General features: G+C 72.1%; 18 protein-coding genes. 4 read left to right on the plus strand and 14 right to left on the minus strand.

What is annotated here, in order from left to right:
* Positions 1 to 4 precede the first annotated feature (4 nt).
* From ACT54X_RS26970 to ACT54X_RS26995, 6 genes are read right to left on the minus strand one after another with little or no spacing between them, the layout of a single operon-like run.
* Positions 5 to 748 carry an ABC transporter ATP-binding protein gene (locus ACT54X_RS26970; RefSeq protein WP_294376062.1) on the minus strand — a complete coding sequence of 248 codons (744 nt, stop codon included), beginning with the start codon at positions 746 to 748 and terminating at the stop codon, positions 5 to 7.
* Entirely contained in the window at positions 732 to 1,589 is an 858-nt protein-coding gene (locus ACT54X_RS26975; RefSeq protein WP_294376058.1) for an ABC transporter ATP-binding protein, read from the minus strand. Before ACT54X_RS26975 ends, ACT54X_RS26970 begins: the two co-directional genes overlap by 17 nt.
* Positions 1,586 to 2,554 (minus strand): branched-chain amino acid ABC transporter permease, encoded by a 969-nt coding sequence (locus ACT54X_RS26980; RefSeq protein ID WP_294376055.1) that lies wholly within the window; start codon positions 2,552 to 2,554, stop codon positions 1,586 to 1,588. Before ACT54X_RS26980 ends, ACT54X_RS26975 begins: the two co-directional genes overlap by 4 nt.
* Before the next feature lie 16 nt (positions 2,555 to 2,570).
* The gene (locus ACT54X_RS26985) at positions 2,571 to 3,434 is read right to left on the minus strand and encodes a branched-chain amino acid ABC transporter permease (RefSeq protein ID WP_017762000.1); all 864 of its coding nucleotides are present in this window, start codon (positions 3,432 to 3,434) and stop codon (positions 2,571 to 2,573) included.
* Positions 3,435 to 3,445: 11 nt separating this feature from the next.
* On the minus strand, positions 3,446 to 4,018 hold the full coding sequence (locus tag ACT54X_RS26990; RefSeq protein WP_354321918.1) for a 3-isopropylmalate dehydratase small subunit: 573 nt from the start codon (positions 4,016 to 4,018) through the stop codon (positions 3,446 to 3,448).
* The gene (locus tag ACT54X_RS26995) at positions 4,015 to 5,304 is read right to left on the minus strand and encodes a 3-isopropylmalate dehydratase large subunit (protein WP_476349634.1); all 1,290 of its coding nucleotides are present in this window, start codon (positions 5,302 to 5,304) and stop codon (positions 4,015 to 4,017) included. Before ACT54X_RS26995 ends, ACT54X_RS26990 begins: the two co-directional genes overlap by 4 nt.
* A 135-nt stretch (positions 5,305 to 5,439) precedes the next feature.
* Between ACT54X_RS26995 and ACT54X_RS27000 the strand changes: the two genes are divergently transcribed.
* Positions 5,440 to 6,285: an IclR family transcriptional regulator gene (locus tag ACT54X_RS27000; RefSeq protein WP_294376048.1), complete on the plus strand. Its 846-nt coding sequence runs from the start codon at positions 5,440 to 5,442 to the stop codon at positions 6,283 to 6,285.
* 28 nt (positions 6,286 to 6,313) lie between these two features.
* Here the strand turns inward: ACT54X_RS27000 and ACT54X_RS27005 are convergent, their stop codons facing one another.
* Positions 6,314 to 7,642: a PQQ-dependent sugar dehydrogenase gene (locus ACT54X_RS27005; RefSeq protein ID WP_354321916.1), complete on the minus strand. Its 1,329-nt coding sequence runs from the start codon at positions 7,640 to 7,642 to the stop codon at positions 6,314 to 6,316.
* Between the two features lie 119 nt (positions 7,643 to 7,761).
* On the opposite strand from ACT54X_RS27005, the gene ACT54X_RS27010 reads away from it, so the two are divergent.
* Together ACT54X_RS27010 and ACT54X_RS27015 are read left to right on the plus strand one after the other, a co-directional pair.
* On the plus strand, positions 7,762 to 8,580 hold the full coding sequence (locus ACT54X_RS27010; RefSeq protein ID WP_476349637.1) for an alanyl-tRNA editing protein: 819 nt from the start codon (positions 7,762 to 7,764) through the stop codon (positions 8,578 to 8,580).
* Between the two features lie 122 nt (positions 8,581 to 8,702).
* Positions 8,703 to 10,988, plus strand: coding sequence for a protein-disulfide reductase DsbD family protein (locus tag ACT54X_RS27015; RefSeq protein WP_294375975.1), 2,286 nt, complete (start codon positions 8,703 to 8,705; stop codon positions 10,986 to 10,988).
* A gap of 152 nt (positions 10,989 to 11,140) precedes the next feature.
* Here ACT54X_RS27015 and ACT54X_RS27020 read toward each other — a convergent pair whose 3' ends face one another.
* The 6 genes from ACT54X_RS27020 to ACT54X_RS27045 form a co-directional block, all read right to left on the minus strand.
* Positions 11,141 to 11,824 carry an HAD family hydrolase gene (locus tag ACT54X_RS27020; protein ID WP_294375969.1) on the minus strand — a complete coding sequence of 228 codons (684 nt, stop codon included), beginning with the start codon at positions 11,822 to 11,824 and terminating at the stop codon, positions 11,141 to 11,143.
* Entirely contained in the window at positions 11,821 to 13,791 is a 1,971-nt protein-coding gene (gene ptsP / locus ACT54X_RS27025; protein ID WP_294375966.1) for a phosphoenolpyruvate--protein phosphotransferase, read from the minus strand. Before ptsP ends, ACT54X_RS27020 begins: the two co-directional genes overlap by 4 nt.
* Positions 13,792 to 13,926: 135 nt before the next feature.
* Positions 13,927 to 14,304 carry a PTS glucitol/sorbitol transporter subunit IIA gene (locus tag ACT54X_RS27030; RefSeq protein WP_017761672.1) on the minus strand — a complete coding sequence of 126 codons (378 nt, stop codon included), beginning with the start codon at positions 14,302 to 14,304 and terminating at the stop codon, positions 13,927 to 13,929.
* A gap of 26 nt (positions 14,305 to 14,330) precedes the next feature.
* Entirely contained in the window at positions 14,331 to 15,353 is a 1,023-nt protein-coding gene (gene srlE / locus ACT54X_RS27035) for a PTS glucitol/sorbitol transporter subunit IIB (RefSeq protein WP_294375961.1), read from the minus strand.
* A gap of 70 nt (positions 15,354 to 15,423) precedes the next feature.
* The gene (gene srlA / locus ACT54X_RS27040) at positions 15,424 to 15,978 is read right to left on the minus strand and encodes a PTS glucitol/sorbitol transporter subunit IIC (protein WP_234197908.1); all 555 of its coding nucleotides are present in this window, start codon (positions 15,976 to 15,978) and stop codon (positions 15,424 to 15,426) included.
* 87 nt (positions 15,979 to 16,065) lie between these two features.
* Positions 16,066 to 16,530, minus strand: a complete 465-nt coding sequence (locus ACT54X_RS27045; RefSeq protein ID WP_294375955.1) for a transcriptional regulator GutM — start codon at positions 16,528 to 16,530, stop codon at positions 16,066 to 16,068.
* 170 nt (positions 16,531 to 16,700) lie between these two features.
* On the opposite strand from ACT54X_RS27045, the gene ACT54X_RS27050 reads away from it, so the two are divergent.
* Positions 16,701 to 17,273, plus strand: a complete 573-nt coding sequence (locus ACT54X_RS27050; protein ID WP_294375952.1) for a hypothetical protein — start codon at positions 16,701 to 16,703, stop codon at positions 17,271 to 17,273.
* 331 nt (positions 17,274 to 17,604) lie between these two features.
* Here the strand turns inward: ACT54X_RS27050 and ACT54X_RS27055 are convergent, their stop codons facing one another.
* Positions 17,605 to 18,906 carry an acetoin dehydrogenase dihydrolipoyllysine-residue acetyltransferase subunit gene (locus ACT54X_RS27055; RefSeq protein ID WP_294375949.1) on the minus strand — a complete coding sequence of 434 codons (1,302 nt, stop codon included), beginning with the start codon at positions 18,904 to 18,906 and terminating at the stop codon, positions 17,605 to 17,607.

Below are 18,906 nucleotides of genomic sequence, written 5' to 3' on the forward strand. Positions count from 1 at the left end.
GGCATCAGCCGCCGAGGTAGGCGCGCCGGACGTCCTCGTTGCCGGCCAGTTCGGCCGCGCTGGCCTGCATGACCACGCGGCCGGTCTCGATCACATAGCCCTCGTCCGAGATGTCGAGGGCGATGTCGGCGTCCTGCTCCACCACCAGCAGCGTCAGGCGCTCACGGTCGCGGATGTCGCGCAGGGTGGAGAAGATGGCGTCCTTGAGGATGGGGGCCACGCCCATCGAGGGCTCGTCCAGCATCAGCAGCCGGGGCCGCGCCAGCAGGCCGCGGGCGATGGCCAGCATCTGCTGCTCGCCGCCCGAGAGGGTGCCGGCGCGCGAGCCGATGCGCTCCTTGAGCCGCGGAAAGTAGTCCAGCACATGCGTGATGTGGTCGCGCACCTCGCCGGCGGGGCGGGTGTAGCCGCCGAGCATCAGGTTCTCGCGCACGCTCAGCTGCGCGAACACCATGCGACCCTGCGGCACATGCACGATGCCGCGGCGCACCAGCGTCTCGGCCGGCACGTTGGCGATGGACTGGCCGTCGAACTGCACCGTGCCGTCCATGACCGGCAGCAGGCCCGACAGCACCCGCATCAGCGTGGTCTTGCCGGCCCCGTTGGCACCCAGCACGCAGACGATGCGGGCCTCGTGCACCGTGAGGCCGATGCCATGCAGCGCGCGGATCTTGCCGTAGCCGGCCGCGAGCCGGTCCACCTGCAGCAGCGGGCGGATGGCGCCCGTGGGTTCAGCGACGTTGGCCACTCTTGCCTCCTCCCAGGTAGGCCTCGATCACGGCCGGATGCGATTCGATCTCCCGCGGCGTGCCCTGCGCCAGGAAGGCGCCGTTGTGCATCACGGTGATGGTGTCGGAAATGGACATGACCAGCGGCATGCTGTGCTCGATGAGCAGCAGCGTGGCGCCGGTGCGCGCCTGCAGCGTGCGCAGCGTGTCGCCCAGGGCGTCGATCTCGCGGTTGTTCATGCCGGCCGCCGGCTCGTCCAGCAGCATCAGCACGGGCTCCAGCGCCATGGCGCGGGCCAGCTCGACCAGCTTCTGCGTGCCGTAGGGCAGGTCGCGCACCAGCGTGTGGGCGTGGGGCGCCAGGCGCAACTCTTCCAGGAGGGCCTGCACGCGCTCGCGCTCGGCGCGCTCCTCGCGCCGCTGGCGCGGCAGGTTGAGCAGGGCCTCGGCCAGCGTGGCACGCATGGCCTGCGAGCGGGCGATGAGCACGTTGTCGAACACCGTTAGCTCGGCGAAGAGCTCCAGGTTCTGGAAGGTGCGGGCGATGCCCAGGCGCGAGATCTGGTGCGCCTTCAGGCGCAGCAGGTCGTGCTCGCCCTGCGCCGTGCGCAGCACCATGCGGCCCTGCTGCGGCGTGTAGAAGCGGCTGATGCAGTTGAGCATCGTGGTCTTGCCGGCGCCGTTGGGGCCGATCAGCGCATGCACGGTGCCGGGCATGACGTCGAAGCCCACGTCCTGCACGGCCACGATGCCGCCGAAGCTCATGCGCACACCGGCCAGCGACAGCAGCGGCGCCGCGGCACCCGCCGGCCGCGCCCCGCCCCGCGCGGGCGCGGCCTGGGCGTCGATCGCGCGCATCATGTGCCCTCCTTGCCGGGCGCGTCGGCGCCGGGCAGGCGGCGCGTCTTGAACAGGCTGGCCAGCCCGTCGGGCAGGAACATCAGCGCCAGGATCATGGCCACGCCGTACAGCGCGCGCTGGAACTGGTCGAAGCCGAAGTAGGTCAGCAGCTGCGGGGCGCCGATGACGAAGATGGCGCCCAGCACCGAGCCCAGGATGGAGCCCAGGCCGCCGACGATCACCATCGACACGAAGCTGATCGACACCATGATGTTGAACAGCGATGGGTCGATGAAGCGCACCAGCGGCGCATAGAGCGCGCCGGACAGACCCGTGTAGAAGGCGCAGACGCCGAAGGCCACCAGCTTGAGGCCCGTGGTGTTGAGCCCCAGCGCGCGGGCCGCCGTCTCGCTGCCCTTGATGGCCAGGAAGCCGCGGCCGAAGCGGCTGCGCGCCAAGTTGCGCGCCAGCCAGAGCGCGGCACCCAGCACGCAGGCCGCCAGCAGGTGGTAGGCGCGCTCGTCCAGCGCCAGGCCGAAGAGCGTGGGGCCGGGCGCGCCCATGCCGTTCTCGCCGCCGGTCAGGTCGCCGCCGGACTTGGCGATCTCCACCGAGATCATCACGAAGCCCAGCGTGGCGATGGCGAGGAACACCTCCTCCAGCCGCAGCACCGGCAGCGCCAGCACCAGGCCGACCACGGTGGCAATGGCCGCGGCAATGAGCATGGCCAGCAGCATCGGCACGCCGAACTGCTGCGTCAGGATGGCCGTGCCATAGGCACCGATGCCGAAGAACACTGCACCCGCCATCGAGATGAGGTTGGTGTAGCCGGTGAGGATGTTGGTGCCGAAGGAAGCCAGCGTGTAGATCAGCACCAGCGTGGCGATGTAGAGCACGTAGCCGCCCGGCACCAGCGGCGCCAGCACCAGCAGGGCCACGAACAGGGCGGGGGCCAGCCAGGGGCGGCCGTCGAGCAGATGGGTCATGCGCGTCGTCGCCTCCTCAGACCTTCTTGACCTGCCGGCGCGCCAGCAGCCCGTGCGGGCGCAGCACCAGGATGGCCAGCATCACGATGAAGGGGACGGCGTCCTTCCAGGCCGAGGACACATAGGCGCCGGTGAGGTTGCTGCTCACGCCGATGATCACGCCGCCCAGCAGCGCGCCCGGCATGCTGCCGATGCCGCCCAGCACCGCCGCCGCGAAGGCGAAGTGCAGGGCGTGCTGCATCATCGAGAAGTGCACGAAGGTCAGCGGCGCGATCAGCAGGCCCGCCGCCGCCGCGATGACGTGCGACAGCGCCCAGGCCAGCGCATAGATGCGCTTGATGGGAATGCCCATCAGCCGGGCCGCCACCGGGTTCTCCATGGTGGCCTGCATGGCGATGCCCAGCCGCGTGAAGCGGAAGAAGGCGAACAGCGCCGCGGCCAGCGTGGCGCACACGGCCACGATGCCCAGGTCGATGCCCGACACCACGGCATCGCCCACCTGCAGCGGCGTGCTCGGGAAGATGCTCGGCAGCTCCTGCGTGTCCTTGCCCCAGATCCAGATGGCCATGTCGCCGAACAGCAGGAACAGCCCCAGCGTGCAGATGGCCGAGGACAGCAGGGCCTTGCCGATGAAGCGCCGGATGATGAAGCGCTCGATCAGCATGCCCAGCGCCGCGCCGAACAGCAGCGTGAGCGGCACCACCGCCCACATCGGCAGACCCAGGCGCACCAGCGTGCAGGCGGTGAAGGCCGACAGCATGGCGGCCTCGCCATGCGCGAAGTTGAGGATGCCCGTGGCCTTGAACACCATCACGATGCCCAGGGCGATGAGCCCGTAGATGGCGCCCAGGGCGACGCCGCTGACGATCATCTGCAGCATGCGCGGCGCCCTCAGCCTGCGGCGGCGCCGGTGGTGGCGGCGTCTGCGGCGGCGGCCTTCTGCGCCGCCTCGCGCGCCAGCCGCGCCTTCAGGTAGGGGATGAAGCCGCCGGCCGCCAGCGTGCCGCGCTCCACCGACGACAGCGGCTCGAAGGGCAGCTCGGCGCCGGTGTCGAGGTTGATGACGCGGCCGAGCGCCCAGTCCACGCGCAGCCGCTGCCAGCGCTCGGTGGCGGCGCGGATGCCCGGGCAGGTGACGAGCGGAAAGCCCATGCTGATCTCGCCGCGGAAGAAGCCGGGCGAGAAGGATTCGGCGATCACGCCCGCCACGCCCAGGTGGCGCATGGCGCGCATGGCCGGGTAGTGCGGGTGGCCGTAGCCGAAGTTGTGGCCGCCCACCAGCAGGTCTCCCTTTTGCACGCTGGCGGCGAACTGCGGGTCGTAGCTGGTCATGGTGACCGCGGCCAGCTCGTGGATGTCGGTGATCTTGATGTTCTTGATGCCGACGATGAGGTCGATGTCGTAGTCGTCCTCGGTGAAGATCCAGGCCGCGCGGCCTTCCAGGTTGGGCAGTTGGGCGCTCATGCCGCGCTCCCTTCGGCCGCGGCGGCCGCCGCCAGGTAGGGCCGCGGGTCGGCGATGCGCCCCTCCAGGGCCGAGGCGGCGACCACCGCCGCGTTGCACAGGAAGATCTCCGTGTCCGAGCTGCCCATGCGGCCCGGGGTATTGAGCGTGCCGGTGGACACGGCGCGCTGGCCGTCGGCCATGGTGGCGATGCGACCGTAGCAGTAGTCGCAGCTCGACGAGCTGATGAAGGCGCCGGCATCCACCAGGGTGGCGATCAAGCCCTCGCGCGCGGCCTGCGACATGATGGCCTGCGAGGTGGGCACCACATGCAGCTGGAAGCCCGGCTTGATGCGCTTGCCGCGCAGCACGTCGGCCGCGGCGCGCAGGTCCTCCAGCCGGCCGCTGGCGCAGGAACCCAGGTAGCCGGTGTGCACCTCCAGGCCCGCGTAGTCGGCCAGGTCGCGGGTGTTGGCCGGGCTGGGCGGCGCCACGACGATGGGCTCCAGCGCCGAGACGTCGATCTGCACCACACGCTCGTACACGGCGTCGGCGTCGGGATACACCGGCTCCAGCGCGATCTTGGCCCGCTCGCGGGTGTACGCCAGCGTCTTGGCGTCGGGCGCGATCAGCATGGTGGTGGCGCCCAGGAACATGGCCTGGCCGCAGATGGTCTGGCGGCCCTCGATACTCATGGCGTCGATCACCGGGCCGCTGAGCTCCACCACCTTGAAGCGGCAGGAGGACGGGCCCATCACCCGCACCATGTGGTGGAACACGTCGCGCGCCATCACGCCCGGCTGCAGCGTGCCCGTGAGCTCGACCTTGACGGTGGCGGGCACCGTGAGCGCCATCTTCTCGCTCACGAAGGTCTCGAGCACGCTCTTGCGCGCGCCGAAGGCCAGGGTGCCGAAGGCGCCCAGCTGGCTCACATGGCCGTCGAAATGCACGGCGAAGGCACCCGGCGTGGCATAGCCCAGCTCGGCCGACACCTGGTGGCCGATGCCTTCGCGCTCATGCACCGGCACGCCCTGCTCGGCGCCCCAGGCGCGGGTGACGCGGTGCAGCTCTTCTTCCTTGGGCGCGGCGGCCGGCACCATGTGGTCGATGAACAGAACGAAGCGCTCGGGGCTCGTGACCTTCTCGACGCCGAATTCCTCGCGGGCCTCCTTGAAGAACACGTCGGTGTAGCCGGGGAAGTCGTAGGCGATCACGAAATCCGGCCGGGCCAGGATCTCGTCACCGGCCTTCACGGCGGGCAGCCCGGCCACGCGGGCCAGGATCTTCTCGGTCATCGTCTGGGGCATGGCGCCTCGTCTCCTTATCCACAATGTGGCGCCTTGCTCGGCACCCATGGATGAATTACAGAGCGTGCACCCGATTCACCCTGATGCGGTTAACCCTAGATTGCCCACAATGTGGATGCAAACTACAAAGCTCACATGAGTGAAGAGAACGAGGAAGCCGCCGAAGGCACAGACGGACCGCCACAAGGTGGACAGACACGCACCGGCACGCAGAGCATCGAACGGGTGGTGAACATGCTCCGCGTTGTGGCGTCCCGCGGTCGCAACGGCATGCGCATCGGCGAGGTGGCGGCCACCAGCGGGCTGCCGCAGAGCACCTGCTTCCGCATGCTGGCGCGGCTGGAACTGGAAGGCCTGGTCGATCGCGATGCGCGCACCCGCAAGTACTACCTGGGGCCCTTGCTGCACGAGCTGGGTCTGCTGGCACGTCCGCGTTACCGGCTCAGCGAGATGTGCGACGCCGCCCTGCACCGGCTGGCCGAGACGACGCAGGACACCCTCTACCTGAGCGAGCGCAGCGGCCTGGAGGCGGTGTGCACCAACCGTGCGCTGGGCGACTACCCCATCAAGGCCTTGCCGCTGGACATCGGCATCCGCCGGCCGCTCGGCGTGGGCGCGGGCGGCCTGGCCATGCTGTGCGCCATGCCGGCCGCAGAGGCGGAGTCGATCATCCAGGCCAATGGCCACCGCTACGAGAAGTACGCCTCTTTCTCGGCCGACTTCCTGCGCGAGGTCGTGGCGCAGGGGCGGCAGCAGGGCTACTCGTTTCTGGACAGCGTGGTGACGCCCGGCACGGCGGCCATCGGCGTGGCCTTTCCGCCGGACAACCCGGTGGCGGCGATCAGCGTGGCCGCGATATCGGGCCGGCTGACGGCCGAGCGGCGGGAGGACATCGCGCGCGAGGTGCAGCGGCAGGTGCGGCTGATCTGCGCCGACATGACGGCGCATGCGCTGCTGCCGCCCGAGGCGGGCGGCAGCTAACCGGGCGCGACAGGCGAGCCCGCTGGGGTCAACGGGCCCGCGACACGCGCCACACCGCGCCGCCCACGTCGTCGGCCACCAGCAGGGCGCCCGACTTGTCCAGCGCCACGCCCACCGGTCGGCCCAGCGCCTTGCCGTCGGCCGAGAGGAAGCCGGTGAGGAACTCGCGCGGCGCGCCGCTGGGCTTGCCGCCGATGAAAGGCACGAAGCTCACGCGGTAGCCCGAGGGCGGGTTGCGGTTCCAGGAGCCGTGCTCGCCGATGAAGGCGCCGTTGGCGAATTCCTCCGGCATGCCACGCGCGCTGGAGAAGGCCAGGCCCAGCGGCGCCACGTGGTTGCCCAGCGCATAGTCGGGACGGATGGCCGTGGCCACCTTTTCGGGCTGCTGCGGCTGCACGCGGGTGTCGACCACGCCGCCCCAATAGCTCCAGGGCCAGCCGTAGAAGCCGCCGTCGCGCACCGAGGTCAGGTAGTCGGGCACCAGGTCGCTGCCGATCTCGTCGCGCTCGTTGACCACCGTCCACAGCACATTCGTGTCGGGCTCCCAGGCCATGCCGTTGGGGTTGCGCAGGCCGCTGGCCATGAGGCGCTTGGCGCCGGTGGCGCGGTCCACCTCCCAGATGGCGGCACGGCCTTCTTCGTGCTGCATGCCGTAGTCGGCGATGTTGCTGTTGCTGCCCACGGTGACGTAGAGCTTGGCGCCGTCGCGGCTGGCGATGACGTTCTTGGTCCAGTGGTGGTTGAAGGTGGCGGGCAGGTCCGTCACCTTCACGGCCGGGCCGCCGGCCTGGGTCTGGCCTTCGGTGTAGGGCAGCTTGACCAGCGCGTCGGCATTGGCCACGAACAGCTCGTTGCCCACCAGCGCCATGCCGAAGGGCGAGGTCAGGCCGCTGGCAAAGACGGTGCGCGTCTCCGCCACGCCGTCGCCGTCGGCATCGCGCAGCAGGGTGATGCGGTCGGCGCTGGGCGTGCCGGAGCCTGCGCGCTTCATCACCAGGCCGGTGACCTTCTCCTTGATCTTGTCGAAGAAGCCACCCGGCTTGGGGTCGGCATTGCGGGGCCGGTCGCTTTCGGCCACCAGTACGTCGCCATTGGGCAGCACATAGACCCAACGCGGATGGTCCAGGCCACGAGACAGGGCCGTGACCTTGAAGCCGGGCAATGGCGTGGGCGCGGCGGTGTCCTGCCAGCCCGTGGCGGACGCCACCTTCATCGTGGGCAGCAGCGTCTTGTTGGGCGCGGGCAGCTGCGGGTTGGGGCCGGTGCCGGCCTCGAAGGGCAGCTTGGCGGTGTCGCCGCAGCCGGCCAGGGCCAGCACCGCGGCAGCGGCAAGGGTGAGGGTGGCGGTGCGCATCATGGGTGCGGATGATCGGGGCCGGGCGTCCCGGGCTGTGTAGTCGCACGCCGCGCGTGACCCGCTGGCAGACGGTGCGTACGCACACCGACGGGCTGCGGCCCCAGGGCTACCATCGCAGGATGACCGCCGATGCCCCTGCGGCTGCGCCCTCGCCGGCCGCGCCCGCCATCCCGCCCACGACCACCGACGACCTGTTCCGCGCCGACGCCTATCTGCGCGACTGCCCCGCCCGCGTGCTGCGCGTGGAGGCCGCGACCGGCACCGTGGTGTTGGACCGCACCGTCTTCTATCCGCTGGGCGGCGGCCAGGCCGGCGACAGCGGCGTGCTGCGGCTGGCCGACGGTGCCGAACTGGCCATCGCCGACACCCGCAAGGGCAAGGACGCGGAAGGCAAGCCCACCGCCGAGATCTGGCACCTGGCCGCACCGGGTCAGGACTCGCTTCTTGCGCGGATCGCGCCCGGCGACACCGTCACGGCCGCCATCGACTGGGACCGCCGGCACCGCATGATGCGGCTGCACACCGCCAGTCATCTGCTCTGCCACCTGGTGGCACAGCCGGTCAACGGCTGTTCCATCACCCCCGAGGCGGTGCGCGTCGATTTCCACATGAGCGAGGCGCTGGACGCCGCGGCCCTGGCCGAAGGGCTGGCCGCCCTGGTGGCCCAGGCCCTGCCGGTGACCGTGGGCAGCGTCACCGACGCCGAACTGGACGCCAACCCCAGCCTGGTCAAGAGCATGAGCGTGCAGCCGCCGCGCGGCAGCGGCACGGTGCGCACCATCCGCGTCGGCAGCGCCGAGGCGCCCATCGACCTGCAGCCCTGCGGCGGCACGCATGTGGCCAACATCGCCGAGATCGGCGCGCTGCGCGTGGCCAAGGTCGAGAAGAAGGGCGCGCAGGCCCGGCGCGTGGTGCTGGCCTTCGGCGAGGCAACCTGATGGCGGCCTGGCGGCACGCGGCGGCCTACGCCGTGGACGGATGCGCCGTGGCTGGCGGCAAGAACAGATCGACAACCCTGGCGGCCGGAACTTCAGGCCCGGGCCCCGCTCCGACCCCGCGCATGCGCACCGCCCACTCCCTTCTTCCTGCCCGCTGGCTGCTGCCGTTCTTCGCGGCCTTCCTGCTGGCCACGGGCCTGCTGCCCCGCGCCTCCGCCCAGCTCACGCCCGGCAGCAACGGCGGCGGCAGCGCCGTCGTCACCACACCGCATGTGCGCGCCGAGCTGGTGGCCCAGGCGCCACAGGGCGTGGGCCCCGGCGCCACCGTCTGGCTGGGCCTGAAGATCAGCCACCAGCCCGAGTGGCACACCTACTGGAAGAACGCCGGCGATTCCGGCCTGCCCACCGAGCTGCGCTGGCAACTGCCCCCGGGCCTGGACGCGGGCGAGGTCGACTGGCCGGTGCCGCACAAGCTCTTCATCGGCAGCCTGGCCAACTACGGCTACGAGAACGAGGTGCTGCTGCCGGTGCCCGTGACGGTGGCGCCGGACTTCCGCCCACCCACCGCGCTGACCGGCACCGCCACGCTGCCGATCCGCCTGTCGGCCACCTGGCTGGTGTGCCGCAAGGAATGCATCCCCGAGGACGGCGAGTTCCGCCTCGACCTGCCCGTACGCAGTTCCACCGCGGGCCATGGGGCCGAGTTCGACGCCGCCTGGGCGGCGCGGCCGGTGGCCGTCGAAGCGCCCGCCACGGCCAAGCTCGCCGCCGACGCCCGCAGCCTCGCAATGCGCATCGAGGGCCTGCCCGCCGCCGCGCAGGGCCGCACGCTGGAGCTGATGCCCGAGACCGCCGAGGTGCTGCGCAACGGTGCCGTCGCCGGCACCGACTGGCAGCAGCGCTGGGAGGCTGGCGTGTGGACGGCGCAGTTCCCGGTGGCCGACCAGCGCTCGGCCAGCCCCGCGCGCATGCCGCTGGTGCTGGCCCTCACCGGCGAGGACCGCAAAAGGGCCGAGGCCGCTGGCCAGCCGGTGGGCTGGCGGGTCGATGCCGCGGTCGACGGCCAATGGCCCGCCGTGGGCGCGCCCGCCACCGTCTCGCCTGCGCTGCAGGCGGCGCTGGACGCCAATGCCCGCCCGGCCGCGCCCGTGGCGCCGGCCCCGGTCGCACCGGCCGGCCTGCTGCTGGCCCTGCTCGGCGCATTCGCCGGCGGCCTGCTGCTGAACCTGATGCCCTGCGTCTTCCCCGTGCTGGCGATCAAGGTATTGGGCTTCGCCCGCCATGCCGACGACCGGCGCGGCCATCGGCGTGCCGCCATGGCCTACAGCGCCGGCGTGGTGCTGAGCCTGCTCGCCTTGGGCGGCCTGCTGATCGCGCTGCGTGCGGCCGGCGCCCAGCTGGGCTGGGGCTTCCAGCTGCAGTCGCCCGGCATGGTGGCGGCGCTGGCCGGGCTGTTCACGCTGCTGGGGCTCAACCTGGCGGGCGTCTTCGAGGTGGGCATGCTGGCGCCGGCGCGGCTGGCAGGGACGCAGGTCCGCCATCCGGTGCTCAACGACTTCCTCTCCGGCGTGCTGGCGGTGCTGGTGGCCTCGCCCTGCACGGCGCCGTTCATGGGCGCCTCGCTGGGCCTGGCCATCGGCCTGCCGGCGCTGCAGGCGCTGCTGCTCTTCGCCGCGCTGGGCTTGGGTCTGGCCCTGCCCTACCTGCTGGCCGGCTTCGTGCCGGCGGTGGCGCGGCTGCTGCCCAGGCCCGGACCGTGGATGGACACCCTGCGCCGGCTGCTGGCCTTCCCGATGTTCGCCACCGTCGCCTGGCTGGTGTGGGTGCTGGGCCAGCAGGCCGGCATCGACGGCGCCGGCGCGCTGCTGGCCCTGCTGGTGGCCGGCAGCGCGGTGGTCTGGGCACTGGGCACGCTGGCCGGCCGCACCCGGCTGCTGCTGGGCGGGGCGCTGGCGCTGGGCTTCGCGGCGCTGGCCGCGAGCTTCGGGCCGCTGCTGCTGCAGATGGCACCCGCGCCACAAGCCACGGCGGGCGGCGCGTCGTCCGAGGCGCGTTGGCAGCCCTGGTCGGCCGAGCGCGTGGCGCAGCTGCAGGCCGAGGGCAAGCCGGTGTTCATCGACTTCACGGCCGCCTGGTGCGTCACCTGCCAGGTCAACAAGAAGACCACGCTGGGCAACGCCGATCTGCTGGCCGACTTCGACGCGCGCGGCGTGCAGCTGCTGCGCGCCGACTGGACCCGGCGCGATCCGGCCATCGCAGCCGCGCTGAACGCGCTGGGCCGCAATGGCGTCCCGGTGTATGTGCTGCAGGCGCCCGGGAAGGCGCCGGTGGTGCTGAGCGAGCTGCTCTCGCCCGCTGAGGTGCGCGAGGCGCTGCGTGCGTTGCCGGGCGGGGCGGGCAAGTCCTGAGAAGCGGATCGCCGGAAGACCCAAGCGCCACGCGGGGCTTCGACAAGCTCAGCCCGAACGGTCGTTGACTCACGGGCTGCCAGGGCCTTCAGCCGGCTGCTGCCCGGCAACGGCTGCTCGATCAGCCTGCCACTGCCCGGCCGCCCCGTCCCTCAGGCCGCCAGCGCCGGCCAGCCGCGCACCAGCGCCGGCAACTGATCCATCCGCTCGAACAGGCCCAGCGCGCCGGCCTCGGTGAGCCAGCGGCCATGGTCCGCATCCACATGGCTGCCGCCCAGGAAGCCCAGCACCGCCATGCCCGCCGCGCGGGCGGCCAGCACGCCGGTGGCGCTGTCCTCGACCACCAGGCAGGCGGCCGGCGGCACGCCCAGTTGGCGGGCGGCATGCAGGTAGGCATCGGGCGCCGGCTTGGGCCGGCCCACGTCCTCGGCGGCATAGACGTGGCGGCCGGCGAGCGGCAACAGGCCCGACGCCTCCACGCTGCGGTGGAGCCGGTCGAAGGCGCTGTTGGAGACGATGGCCAGCGGCAGGCCGATCTCGGCATAGGCCTCGTACACGCCGGGCATGGCCGGCGCCAGGCTGGCCACGCGGGCATCGATGTCGCGCTGCAGGGCCGCGCGGTGCTCGTCGGTCAGCGGGCGCTCCAGCCGCTGCTCCACCAGCCGGATGATGTCGATCACCCGCCGGCCGAACAGGCCGGCCAGGGCCGGCTCGACGTCGACGCCGCCGAAGGCGCCGGCCAGCACCTCGCGCATGGCGCGGTCGGCCACCACCTCGCTGTCGACGATGACGCCGTCGCAGTCGCTGAGCAGGGCGCGCAGGGCCGCCGTGCTCACAGCTCCGTCACCCGCTTCTTGGCCGCGAGGATGGAGGCCGGGCTCATGCTCAGCTCGGTCACACCCATGTCGACGAAGCGCGGGATCAGGTCCAGGTTGGCCGCCGCCTCGCCGCACAGGCCCACCCAGATGCCGGCGGCGCGGGCGGCCTCGCAGGTCAGCGCGATGGCGCGCATGACGGCTGGATGCTCGGTGCGGTAGAGCGAGGCGATCTGCGCATTGGCGCGGTCGGTGGCCATCACGTACTGCGTGAGGTCGTTGGTGCCGATGGAGAAGAAGCCCACCTCGGCCGCCAGCGCGTCGGCCTGCAGCACGGCGGCCGGCGTCTCGACCATGATGCCCAGCTCGAAGCGGGCATGGGCCACGCCGGCGGCGGTCAGCTCGGCGCTGCATTCGTCGACCAGCGCGCGCACGCGGCGCACTTCGTCGACGTCGCTGATCATCGGGATCATCACCCGCACATTGCCCACGGAGGCGGCGCGCAGCAGCGCCCGCAGCTGGGGCTTGAAGACCTCGGGCCGGTCCAGGCACATGCGCACGCCGCGCCAGCCCAGGAAAGGGTTCTCTTCCTTGGGGAAGTCGATGCCGGCCACCGGCTTGTCGCCGCCGATGTCCAGCGTGCGGATGATCACCGGCCGCGGGTGGAAGGCCTCGGCCAGGCGCTGGTAGACCTCGGCCTGCTCGTCCTCGGTGGGCAGGCTGCGGCGCTGCATGAACAGCAGCTCGGTGCGGAACAGGCCGACGCCCATGGCGCCGGCGGCCTGCGCCAGCGGGATCTCGTCCAGGCCGCCCAGGTTGGCCACCACCTCGATCTCGCGGCCGTCGCGGGTGCGCGGATGCAGGTCGCGGTAGCGGTCGAGCGCGGCGCGGGCCTCGCGCTCGGCGGCCATGCGGCGTTCGGCATGGCGCTGCTGCGCGGTGTCGGGGTTGACGATGACGCGGCCGCGCGTGCCGTCCACCACCAGCGTGTCGGCGGCCTTGAGCTGGGGCGCGCCCAGCGGCACGCCCAGCACGGCCGGCACGCCATGGGTGCGGGCCATGATGGCCACGTGCGAGGTGGCCGAGCCGCCGGTGCACACCAGGCCGCGCACATGGCGGATGGGCACCTGCGCGAACTCCCAGGCGCTCAGGTCGGCGGCCACCAGCACGCAGGGCGCGTGGATGCCGCGCAGGTCCGGCAGCGACTGGCCCAGCAGCCGCGCCGCCAGGTGGCGCGTGACGCCGCGGATGTCCTCGGCCCGGGCGCGCATGTAATCGTCGGCCATGGCGTTGAAGCTGTCGGCCAGCACCTGGCCGACGCGCAGCGTGACGGCCGCCGCATCGCCGCGGCCCTCGATGCCACGGATGATGGCGCCCACGTATTCCTCGTCCTGCGCCAGGTCGATCAGGGCCTGGAGGATGGCCCGGTCCTGCTCGCTGGCGGCGCCGTTGGGCACGCCGCCGCCGGCCGGCTGCACGAAGTCGGCCAGCGTGCGGCGGAAGCGGTCCAGCTCGGCCGGCACCTCGGCGGCGTCGATCACCTGGCGGCTGGCCACCAGCGGCTGCGGCAGGTAGACATAGGCCGGCGCCAGGGCGGTGCCGCGGCTGCCGGCCACGCCGCAGAAGCAGTTGTCGGCGATGGCCTCGTCGGCATCGTCGGCATCGTCGGCCCCGCAGTCCTGCGCAGCGGCGTGCGTGGCGGGGGCGATCAGTGCGCCCTCTTCCAGGCCGGCACGCGGGTCCTGCAGGTACTGCACCAGACGCGCGAGCGCATCCTGCTCGTCGCTGCCATCGGCGCGCAGCAGCACCTCCTCGCCCTCCTTCACGCCCAGCAGCATCAGCTTGACCGAGCTCTTGGCGTCCGCCGGGTTGCCCTGGCGGACCAGGTGGATGCTGGACTTGAAGCCCTTGGCCAGCTTGGCCATCTGGGCGGCGGGACGCGTGTGGAGGCCTTCCACCACACGGACAACGGTGGATAACTCGATCATGGGGAGTTCGGGGCGCGGGGAGGTCGGAGGGCGTACCGCCGCGCGCGCTGAAGGCGGCGGCAGGACGGGCCGGGCGCTGCGCCCGACGCCCCGCGGCCGTGCCGGCGCAGGCGGGGAACGCAGGCGAGGGAAGCGTCAGTCGGCGATGGTGATGCGGCTGCCGGCGCCGATCTCGCGGCGCAGGGCGTTGGCGTCCAGGGCCTCGACGCAGATCTCGCCGGGCCGCTCGGCGGCGGTGGCGCCATTGAAGCTGATGACCACGTGACCCATGTCGCGCACCTTGTCCCAGGCCGTGCTGCCGACGGCGGTGACGCGGGTGTCGATGCCGCCCAGCGTGATACGCGCGCCCACCGGCGGGCATTGCAGCGGCACCTCGGCCGCCACGCGGTGCTGCACCGACACCTCGGCCAGGGCCGGCGGGGCGCCGTCGGCGTAGAGGATCAGCACGCCGCCGTCCAGCAGGTCGGGCACCTCCTCGCCGATGGCGGTCACGGTGGTGGAGTAATAGATCATGGGGTCTCCGTACAGGTCTTGGATGCTCAAAGAAGGAAGCTGGCCGCCCAGGCGATCACGACCGAGGTCGGGCCCATGATCTGGCGCGAGATCAGCACCGCCGGGACGCCGACGCGGATCGTATCGGGCTTGGCCTCGCCCAGCGCCAGGCCCACGGGCACGAAGTCGCAGCCGACCTGCGCGTCGTAGGCGAACAGGGCCGGCAGCGCCATGGCCGGCGAGATGGTGCCGTTGGCGATGGCCGGGCCGATGATGGCCGCGCCGATCACCTGCGCGATCACCGCGCCGGGCCCCAGGATGGGCGAGAGGAAGGGCAGCGCACAGATGGCCGACAGCACCAGCAGGCCGATCACGTTGCCGGCCAGCGGCTCCAGCAGGTGGGCCAGCACGCCGCCGATGCCCGTCTCGTTGATCAGGCCGATCAGCATGGTCACGAAGGCCATGAAGGGCAGCACGTTGCGCAGCACCTGGTCGATGGACTTGCGGCCGCTGTTGAACAGCACGCCGATCACGCCGCCCATGCCGCGGCCGATGGAGGTGATCAGGCCCACCACGCCGCCCTGCGGCGGCTGGTTGTCGGCCGCGCGGCTGGAGGCCGCCATGACGGCCGCGCCGCCGAAGGCACCGCCCATGGCCGCCGCGGCCGGGGCGGCCGCAGCCGCCGCGCCGCCGGCGGGCTGCAACTGCTCCACCTTCACGCCCGAGACGTAGATGTCTTCCGCGATGAAGTCGGCCAGCGGGCCCGACTTGCCCACCGGCGTCAGGTTGATGGTGGGGATGCGCTTGCGCGGATAGACGCCGCAGCGGGCCGTGCCGCCGCAGTCGATCACCACGGCCGCGACCTCGCTCTCGGGCGGCGGGGCGCGGAAGCCGTCCACCACCGTGGCGCCGGTCATCTCGGCCAGGCGGCGCGCCACCTCGGGGATGTCGCCGCCGGTGACGGCCATGATCTTGTCGCGCTCGGGTGTCGGCGTGATGGTGAGCGGGCCGCCCCAGCCGCCGGGGCCGGCGGAAACGGTGACGGAACGGAACGCGGAAGTGCTGGACATGGCGCGGGTCTCCTCGGGTCTGGTCTTGTTGTGCTTTTCGGTGGGGGCGGGGCGGTCGGATCGCGGCGGCTTACAGCGCGACGCCGTCGCGCTTGGCGATGAGCATCGTGATCTTCTCGGTGACGATGCCCTTGAGCAGGTTCACCACCAGGCCCACGAGCAGGTAGGCCAGGGCGAGCTTGGGCAACGAGAAGGGCGCATGGCCCTGTTCGGCCAGCTTGGTGATGGCGGTGGCCACGCCCAGCCAGACGAACAGCTCGCCGGGGTTGCAATGCGGAAACAGGCCGGTGATGGGGTGGCACAGCGACACCGCCGAGTCGTAGAAGGCGGGCTTGTGCTTTTCTTCCACGAACATGCCGAAGGTGTAGGCCATCGGGTTGGTCAGGAAGAACATGGCCAGGAAGGGCAGCACCGTGTAGCGGGTGATCGCGTTGCCGGCGGCGAAGCGCGCCAGCCGGTGCACCCGCTGCTCGCCCACCAGGGCGATCACGGTGTAGACCGCGGTGAGCAGCACGATCAGCGTCGGCAGGATGCCCGTGACGAAGCCGACGAAGGTCTTGCCGCCGGCGTTGAACACGCCGATGAACGCCTCCGCTGCGCGGGCGAGGAATTCGAAAGTCTCCATGGAATGTCTCCGTTGTGGTTGTGGAGTGGACGGGGGGAAATCGGGGGCGGCGCGCGTCGACGGCGCGGCGCGTGAGACGTCGGGGTGTCAGGCGGCCTGGGGCTGGGGCTGCGGTACGGCCTGGCCTTCGGGGGCGGCGGGCCCTGCTGGCGCCTCGGCGGCGCGCTCGGTCTGGCGCCGATGGACGGCCTCGACCTGGGCGATGGCCTGGCGGATGGCCAGGGCCTGGGGCGTGCTGCCCTCGGCCTGGGCGGCCAGCTGCTGCAGCGTCAGGCCTTCGGCGCCTTCCTGCGGCTTGAAGCGGGCGAAGATGCTGATGCCGCCCAGCAGTTGCAGGCGGCGCACGCGCAGGGCCGGATCGACCTCCAGCAGCGCCACGGCGCCGCCGCGCAGGCGGCGGCGGGACTGGCCCACGCCCAGGTAGCCGTCGGACCAGCGGCGCGTGGCCTCGCCCATCGCGCCGCGGTAGTGGCGGTACTGCACCCAGGACGCCGCCACCTGGAGGGCCCAGAACAGGGTCAGCAGAAGCAGCAGTTGTTGCGTTGTGGGCATGGTGTCTCCAGGTTGTTGTCGGCGGCCGGTTATTCGGTTACGGCACGCCCGCCATCGATCGTTGGCGATGGAGAAAATGGTACATTTGTCCATCGACTAGTCAATATGTTCACGCATAAGGGTGTTCACTAGGTGCCAGGCCCGGGCGCCGGTGCCATCGTCCGACCCCCATGCTCGACACCCAACTCGCCCACCTCTGGAGCGTCCAGCCCGACTTCCCTGCGCAACTGCGTCGCTGGCACTGGTGCCGCGACGCCCATGCCGCGTTGCTGCTGGGCCGCGCCCGGGCCCTGGGGTCCGACGGCGTCGATGCCACGGTGGACCGCCCTGCCCTCGCGCAGGCCTTCTGGACCTGGGCGGCGCTGCTGGAGCAGGCCCAGCCGCTCGAAGCACGCGATGCCGTGGACGTGGCCCACTTCGCCAGCGGTGCGCTACTGTGGCAATGGCTGCGCCACCCGCCGCTGGTGCTGCCGCGTGCGACGCACGAGGCTCCGCAGGTGCGTGTGCTGACCGACGCGGCGCTGACGCTGCTGCAAGCCTGGCGTGTGGCGCGCGGCGCGCCGCCGCTGGACGCAGGACTGGAGGCGCGCGTGGCGCAGCACTGGACCAGCTACCTGGAGAACGTGCGCGAAGACGCCGGGCAGGCCATCGCCTTCCTGGACCTGTTCAGTGGCGCCAAGCCAGTCTGGCGCTATCCCACGCATCCGCAACTGCGGCCTGCCTTCGTCGCCGTGCCCGCCTGAATGACGCCGCTTCAGGGGCGGCTGTGCGATGCACGGGGCCCATTGGCGGCTTGCTTGACGAATGGGGGCCAGTCGACGACTGGGTTGCCACCCGGCAGGGAGGCCCAACGACTGGAGTGCCAACCGGTGGAGGACGCCGGCATGCGTGCACCGGGAGCGCGCATGCCGGCGCACTCTGCCGGGTCAGCGCCCACCCGCCCCGCGCCACCCTCAAGCAGTCGCCTGACGCGACACGACCCAACCTGAAGCCCAAGCCCAAGCCCAAGCCCAAGCCCAAGCCCAAGCCCAAGCCCCGACCCAGACACCGATGCCGAGGCGCCCCGCCGCGCGCCTAACCCTGCGCCACCGACCCCACCGCACCGCACTGCAGCGCGGCCACCTGCCCCACCCACGCGCCGGCCTCGACCTGCGGCAGATGGCCGACGCCCGGCAGCAGGTGCAGGCCCACCGACGGCGGCAGGGCCTCGACCTGGGCCCAGGGCAGGATGCGGTCCTCGCGGCCCCACAGCACATGCACCGGCACGTCGGCCTGCGCCAGCACCGCGTGCAGCGCCGGCGCTGGCCCGGCCGCTGGCAGCAGCCGTTCGGCCAGCGTCCGCAGCGCCTCTCGGCGGCCGGGCCGCTGCAACTGCTGCAAGGCAGTGGCGACGAAGGAGCCGGTGATCCAGCGGGCCTCGTGCACCAGCCGCCCCATCACGGCCTTGAGCATGGATTCGTCCTCGGCCTGCGTGAGCCCGTCGATGAAGGCGGGATCGGCCCCGCCGCCCAGCCCCAGCGGCGCCAGCAGCGTGAGCGAACGCACCCGCACCGCCGCCTGCTGCAGCAGCGCCAGCGCCACGCCGCCACCGAGCGAATGGCCCAGCACATGCGCCGTCTCCACGCCCTCGCGGGTGAGCCGGTCGAGCACCTCGGCCGCCACGCCCGCCAGGTCCACGGCTCCGGACTCGGGCGACTTGCCATGCGACGGCAGGTCCAGCGCCAGCACCGGCAACGTGGCCGGCAGGTGCGCCAGCAGCGGTCGCCAGGAGCCCAGGTCGGCACCGAAGCCATGGATCAGCACCAGCGGCGCGCCCTGCCCCGTGCGCAGCCACTGCAAATGCAGGCCCGGCGCATCCGTCGCCGCACCGGCGCCGCCCAGCAGGTCGGCGGCGAGGATGCGGCCGTCGGGCCCGCTGCCGCGCACGGTGGCGAGGTCGATGCCGCGCTGGCGCGCCAGGCTGCGGGCCAGGGGCGTGGCGCGCAGCAGGCCGCCTTCCGCCGCGAGGGGCGCCGCCGCGGCGGCGGCAGCGATGGCCGCGGGCTGGGCGATCGCCTGCGCCACCGGCTCGTCCGACAGGGCCTCGGCATGGGCGGCGGGGGCGGCAACCGGGCCCGACTCGGCCGGCGGCGCCTCGCCCGCCGCCAGGATCCAGCCCACGATCTCGCCCACCGGCATCGACACGCCGATCTCGCCGCGGATGCCGTGCATCGTGCCGTCGGCCGGCGCGTCGACTTCCATCGTGGCCTTGTCGGTCTCGATCTCGAACAGCACCTGGCCCTTGCGCACCGCGTCGCCGTCCTTGACATACCAATGGGCGATCTTGCCCTCGGCCATGTCCATGTCGACACGCGGGAGGATGACTTCGGTGGCCAT

Source organism: Pseudacidovorax sp. DMC4, assembly GCF_056314265.1.

Excerpts from the sequence above, each read along its gene's own strand:
- ACT54X_RS26975 (WP_294376058.1), bottom strand. The coding sequence starts at position 1,589 with ATGATGCGCGCGATCGACGCCCAGGCCGCGCCCGCGCGGGGCGGGGCG.
- ACT54X_RS26980 (WP_294376055.1), bottom strand. The coding sequence starts at position 2,554 with ATGACCCATCTGCTCGACGGCCGCCCCTGGCTGGCCCCCGCCCTGTTC.
- ACT54X_RS26985 (WP_017762000.1), bottom strand. The coding sequence starts at position 3,434 with ATGCTGCAGATGATCGTCAGCGGCGTCGCCCTGGGCGCCATCTACGGG.
- ACT54X_RS26990 (WP_354321918.1), bottom strand. The coding sequence starts at position 4,018 with ATGAGCGCCCAACTGCCCAACCTGGAAGGCCGCGCGGCCTGGATCTTC.
- ACT54X_RS26995 (WP_476349634.1), bottom strand. The coding sequence starts at position 5,304 with ATGCCCCAGACGATGACCGAGAAGATCCTGGCCCGCGTGGCCGGGCTG.
- ACT54X_RS27000 (WP_294376048.1), top strand. The coding sequence starts at position 5,440 with ATGAGTGAAGAGAACGAGGAAGCCGCCGAAGGCACAGACGGACCGCCA.
- ACT54X_RS27005 (WP_354321916.1), bottom strand. The coding sequence starts at position 7,642 with ATGATGCGCACCGCCACCCTCACCCTTGCCGCTGCCGCGGTGCTGGCC.
- ACT54X_RS27010 (WP_476349637.1), top strand. The coding sequence starts at position 7,762 with ATGACCGCCGATGCCCCTGCGGCTGCGCCCTCGCCGGCCGCGCCCGCC.
- ACT54X_RS27015 (WP_294375975.1), top strand. The coding sequence starts at position 8,703 with ATGCGCACCGCCCACTCCCTTCTTCCTGCCCGCTGGCTGCTGCCGTTC.
- ptsP (WP_294375966.1), bottom strand. The coding sequence starts at position 13,791 with ATGATCGAGTTATCCACCGTTGTCCGTGTGGTGGAAGGCCTCCACACG.
- ACT54X_RS27030 (WP_017761672.1), bottom strand. The coding sequence starts at position 14,304 with ATGATCTATTACTCCACCACCGTGACCGCCATCGGCGAGGAGGTGCCC.
- srlE (WP_294375961.1), bottom strand. The coding sequence starts at position 15,353 with ATGTCCAGCACTTCCGCGTTCCGTTCCGTCACCGTTTCCGCCGGCCCC.
- srlA (WP_234197908.1), bottom strand. The coding sequence starts at position 15,978 with ATGGAGACTTTCGAATTCCTCGCCCGCGCAGCGGAGGCGTTCATCGGC.
- ACT54X_RS27045 (WP_294375955.1), bottom strand. The coding sequence starts at position 16,530 with ATGCCCACAACGCAACAACTGCTGCTTCTGCTGACCCTGTTCTGGGCC.
- ACT54X_RS27050 (WP_294375952.1), top strand. The coding sequence starts at position 16,701 with ATGCTCGACACCCAACTCGCCCACCTCTGGAGCGTCCAGCCCGACTTC.
- ACT54X_RS27055 (WP_294375949.1), bottom strand. The coding sequence starts at position 18,906 with ATGGCCACCGAAGTCATCCTCCCGCGTGTCGACATGGACATGGCCGAG.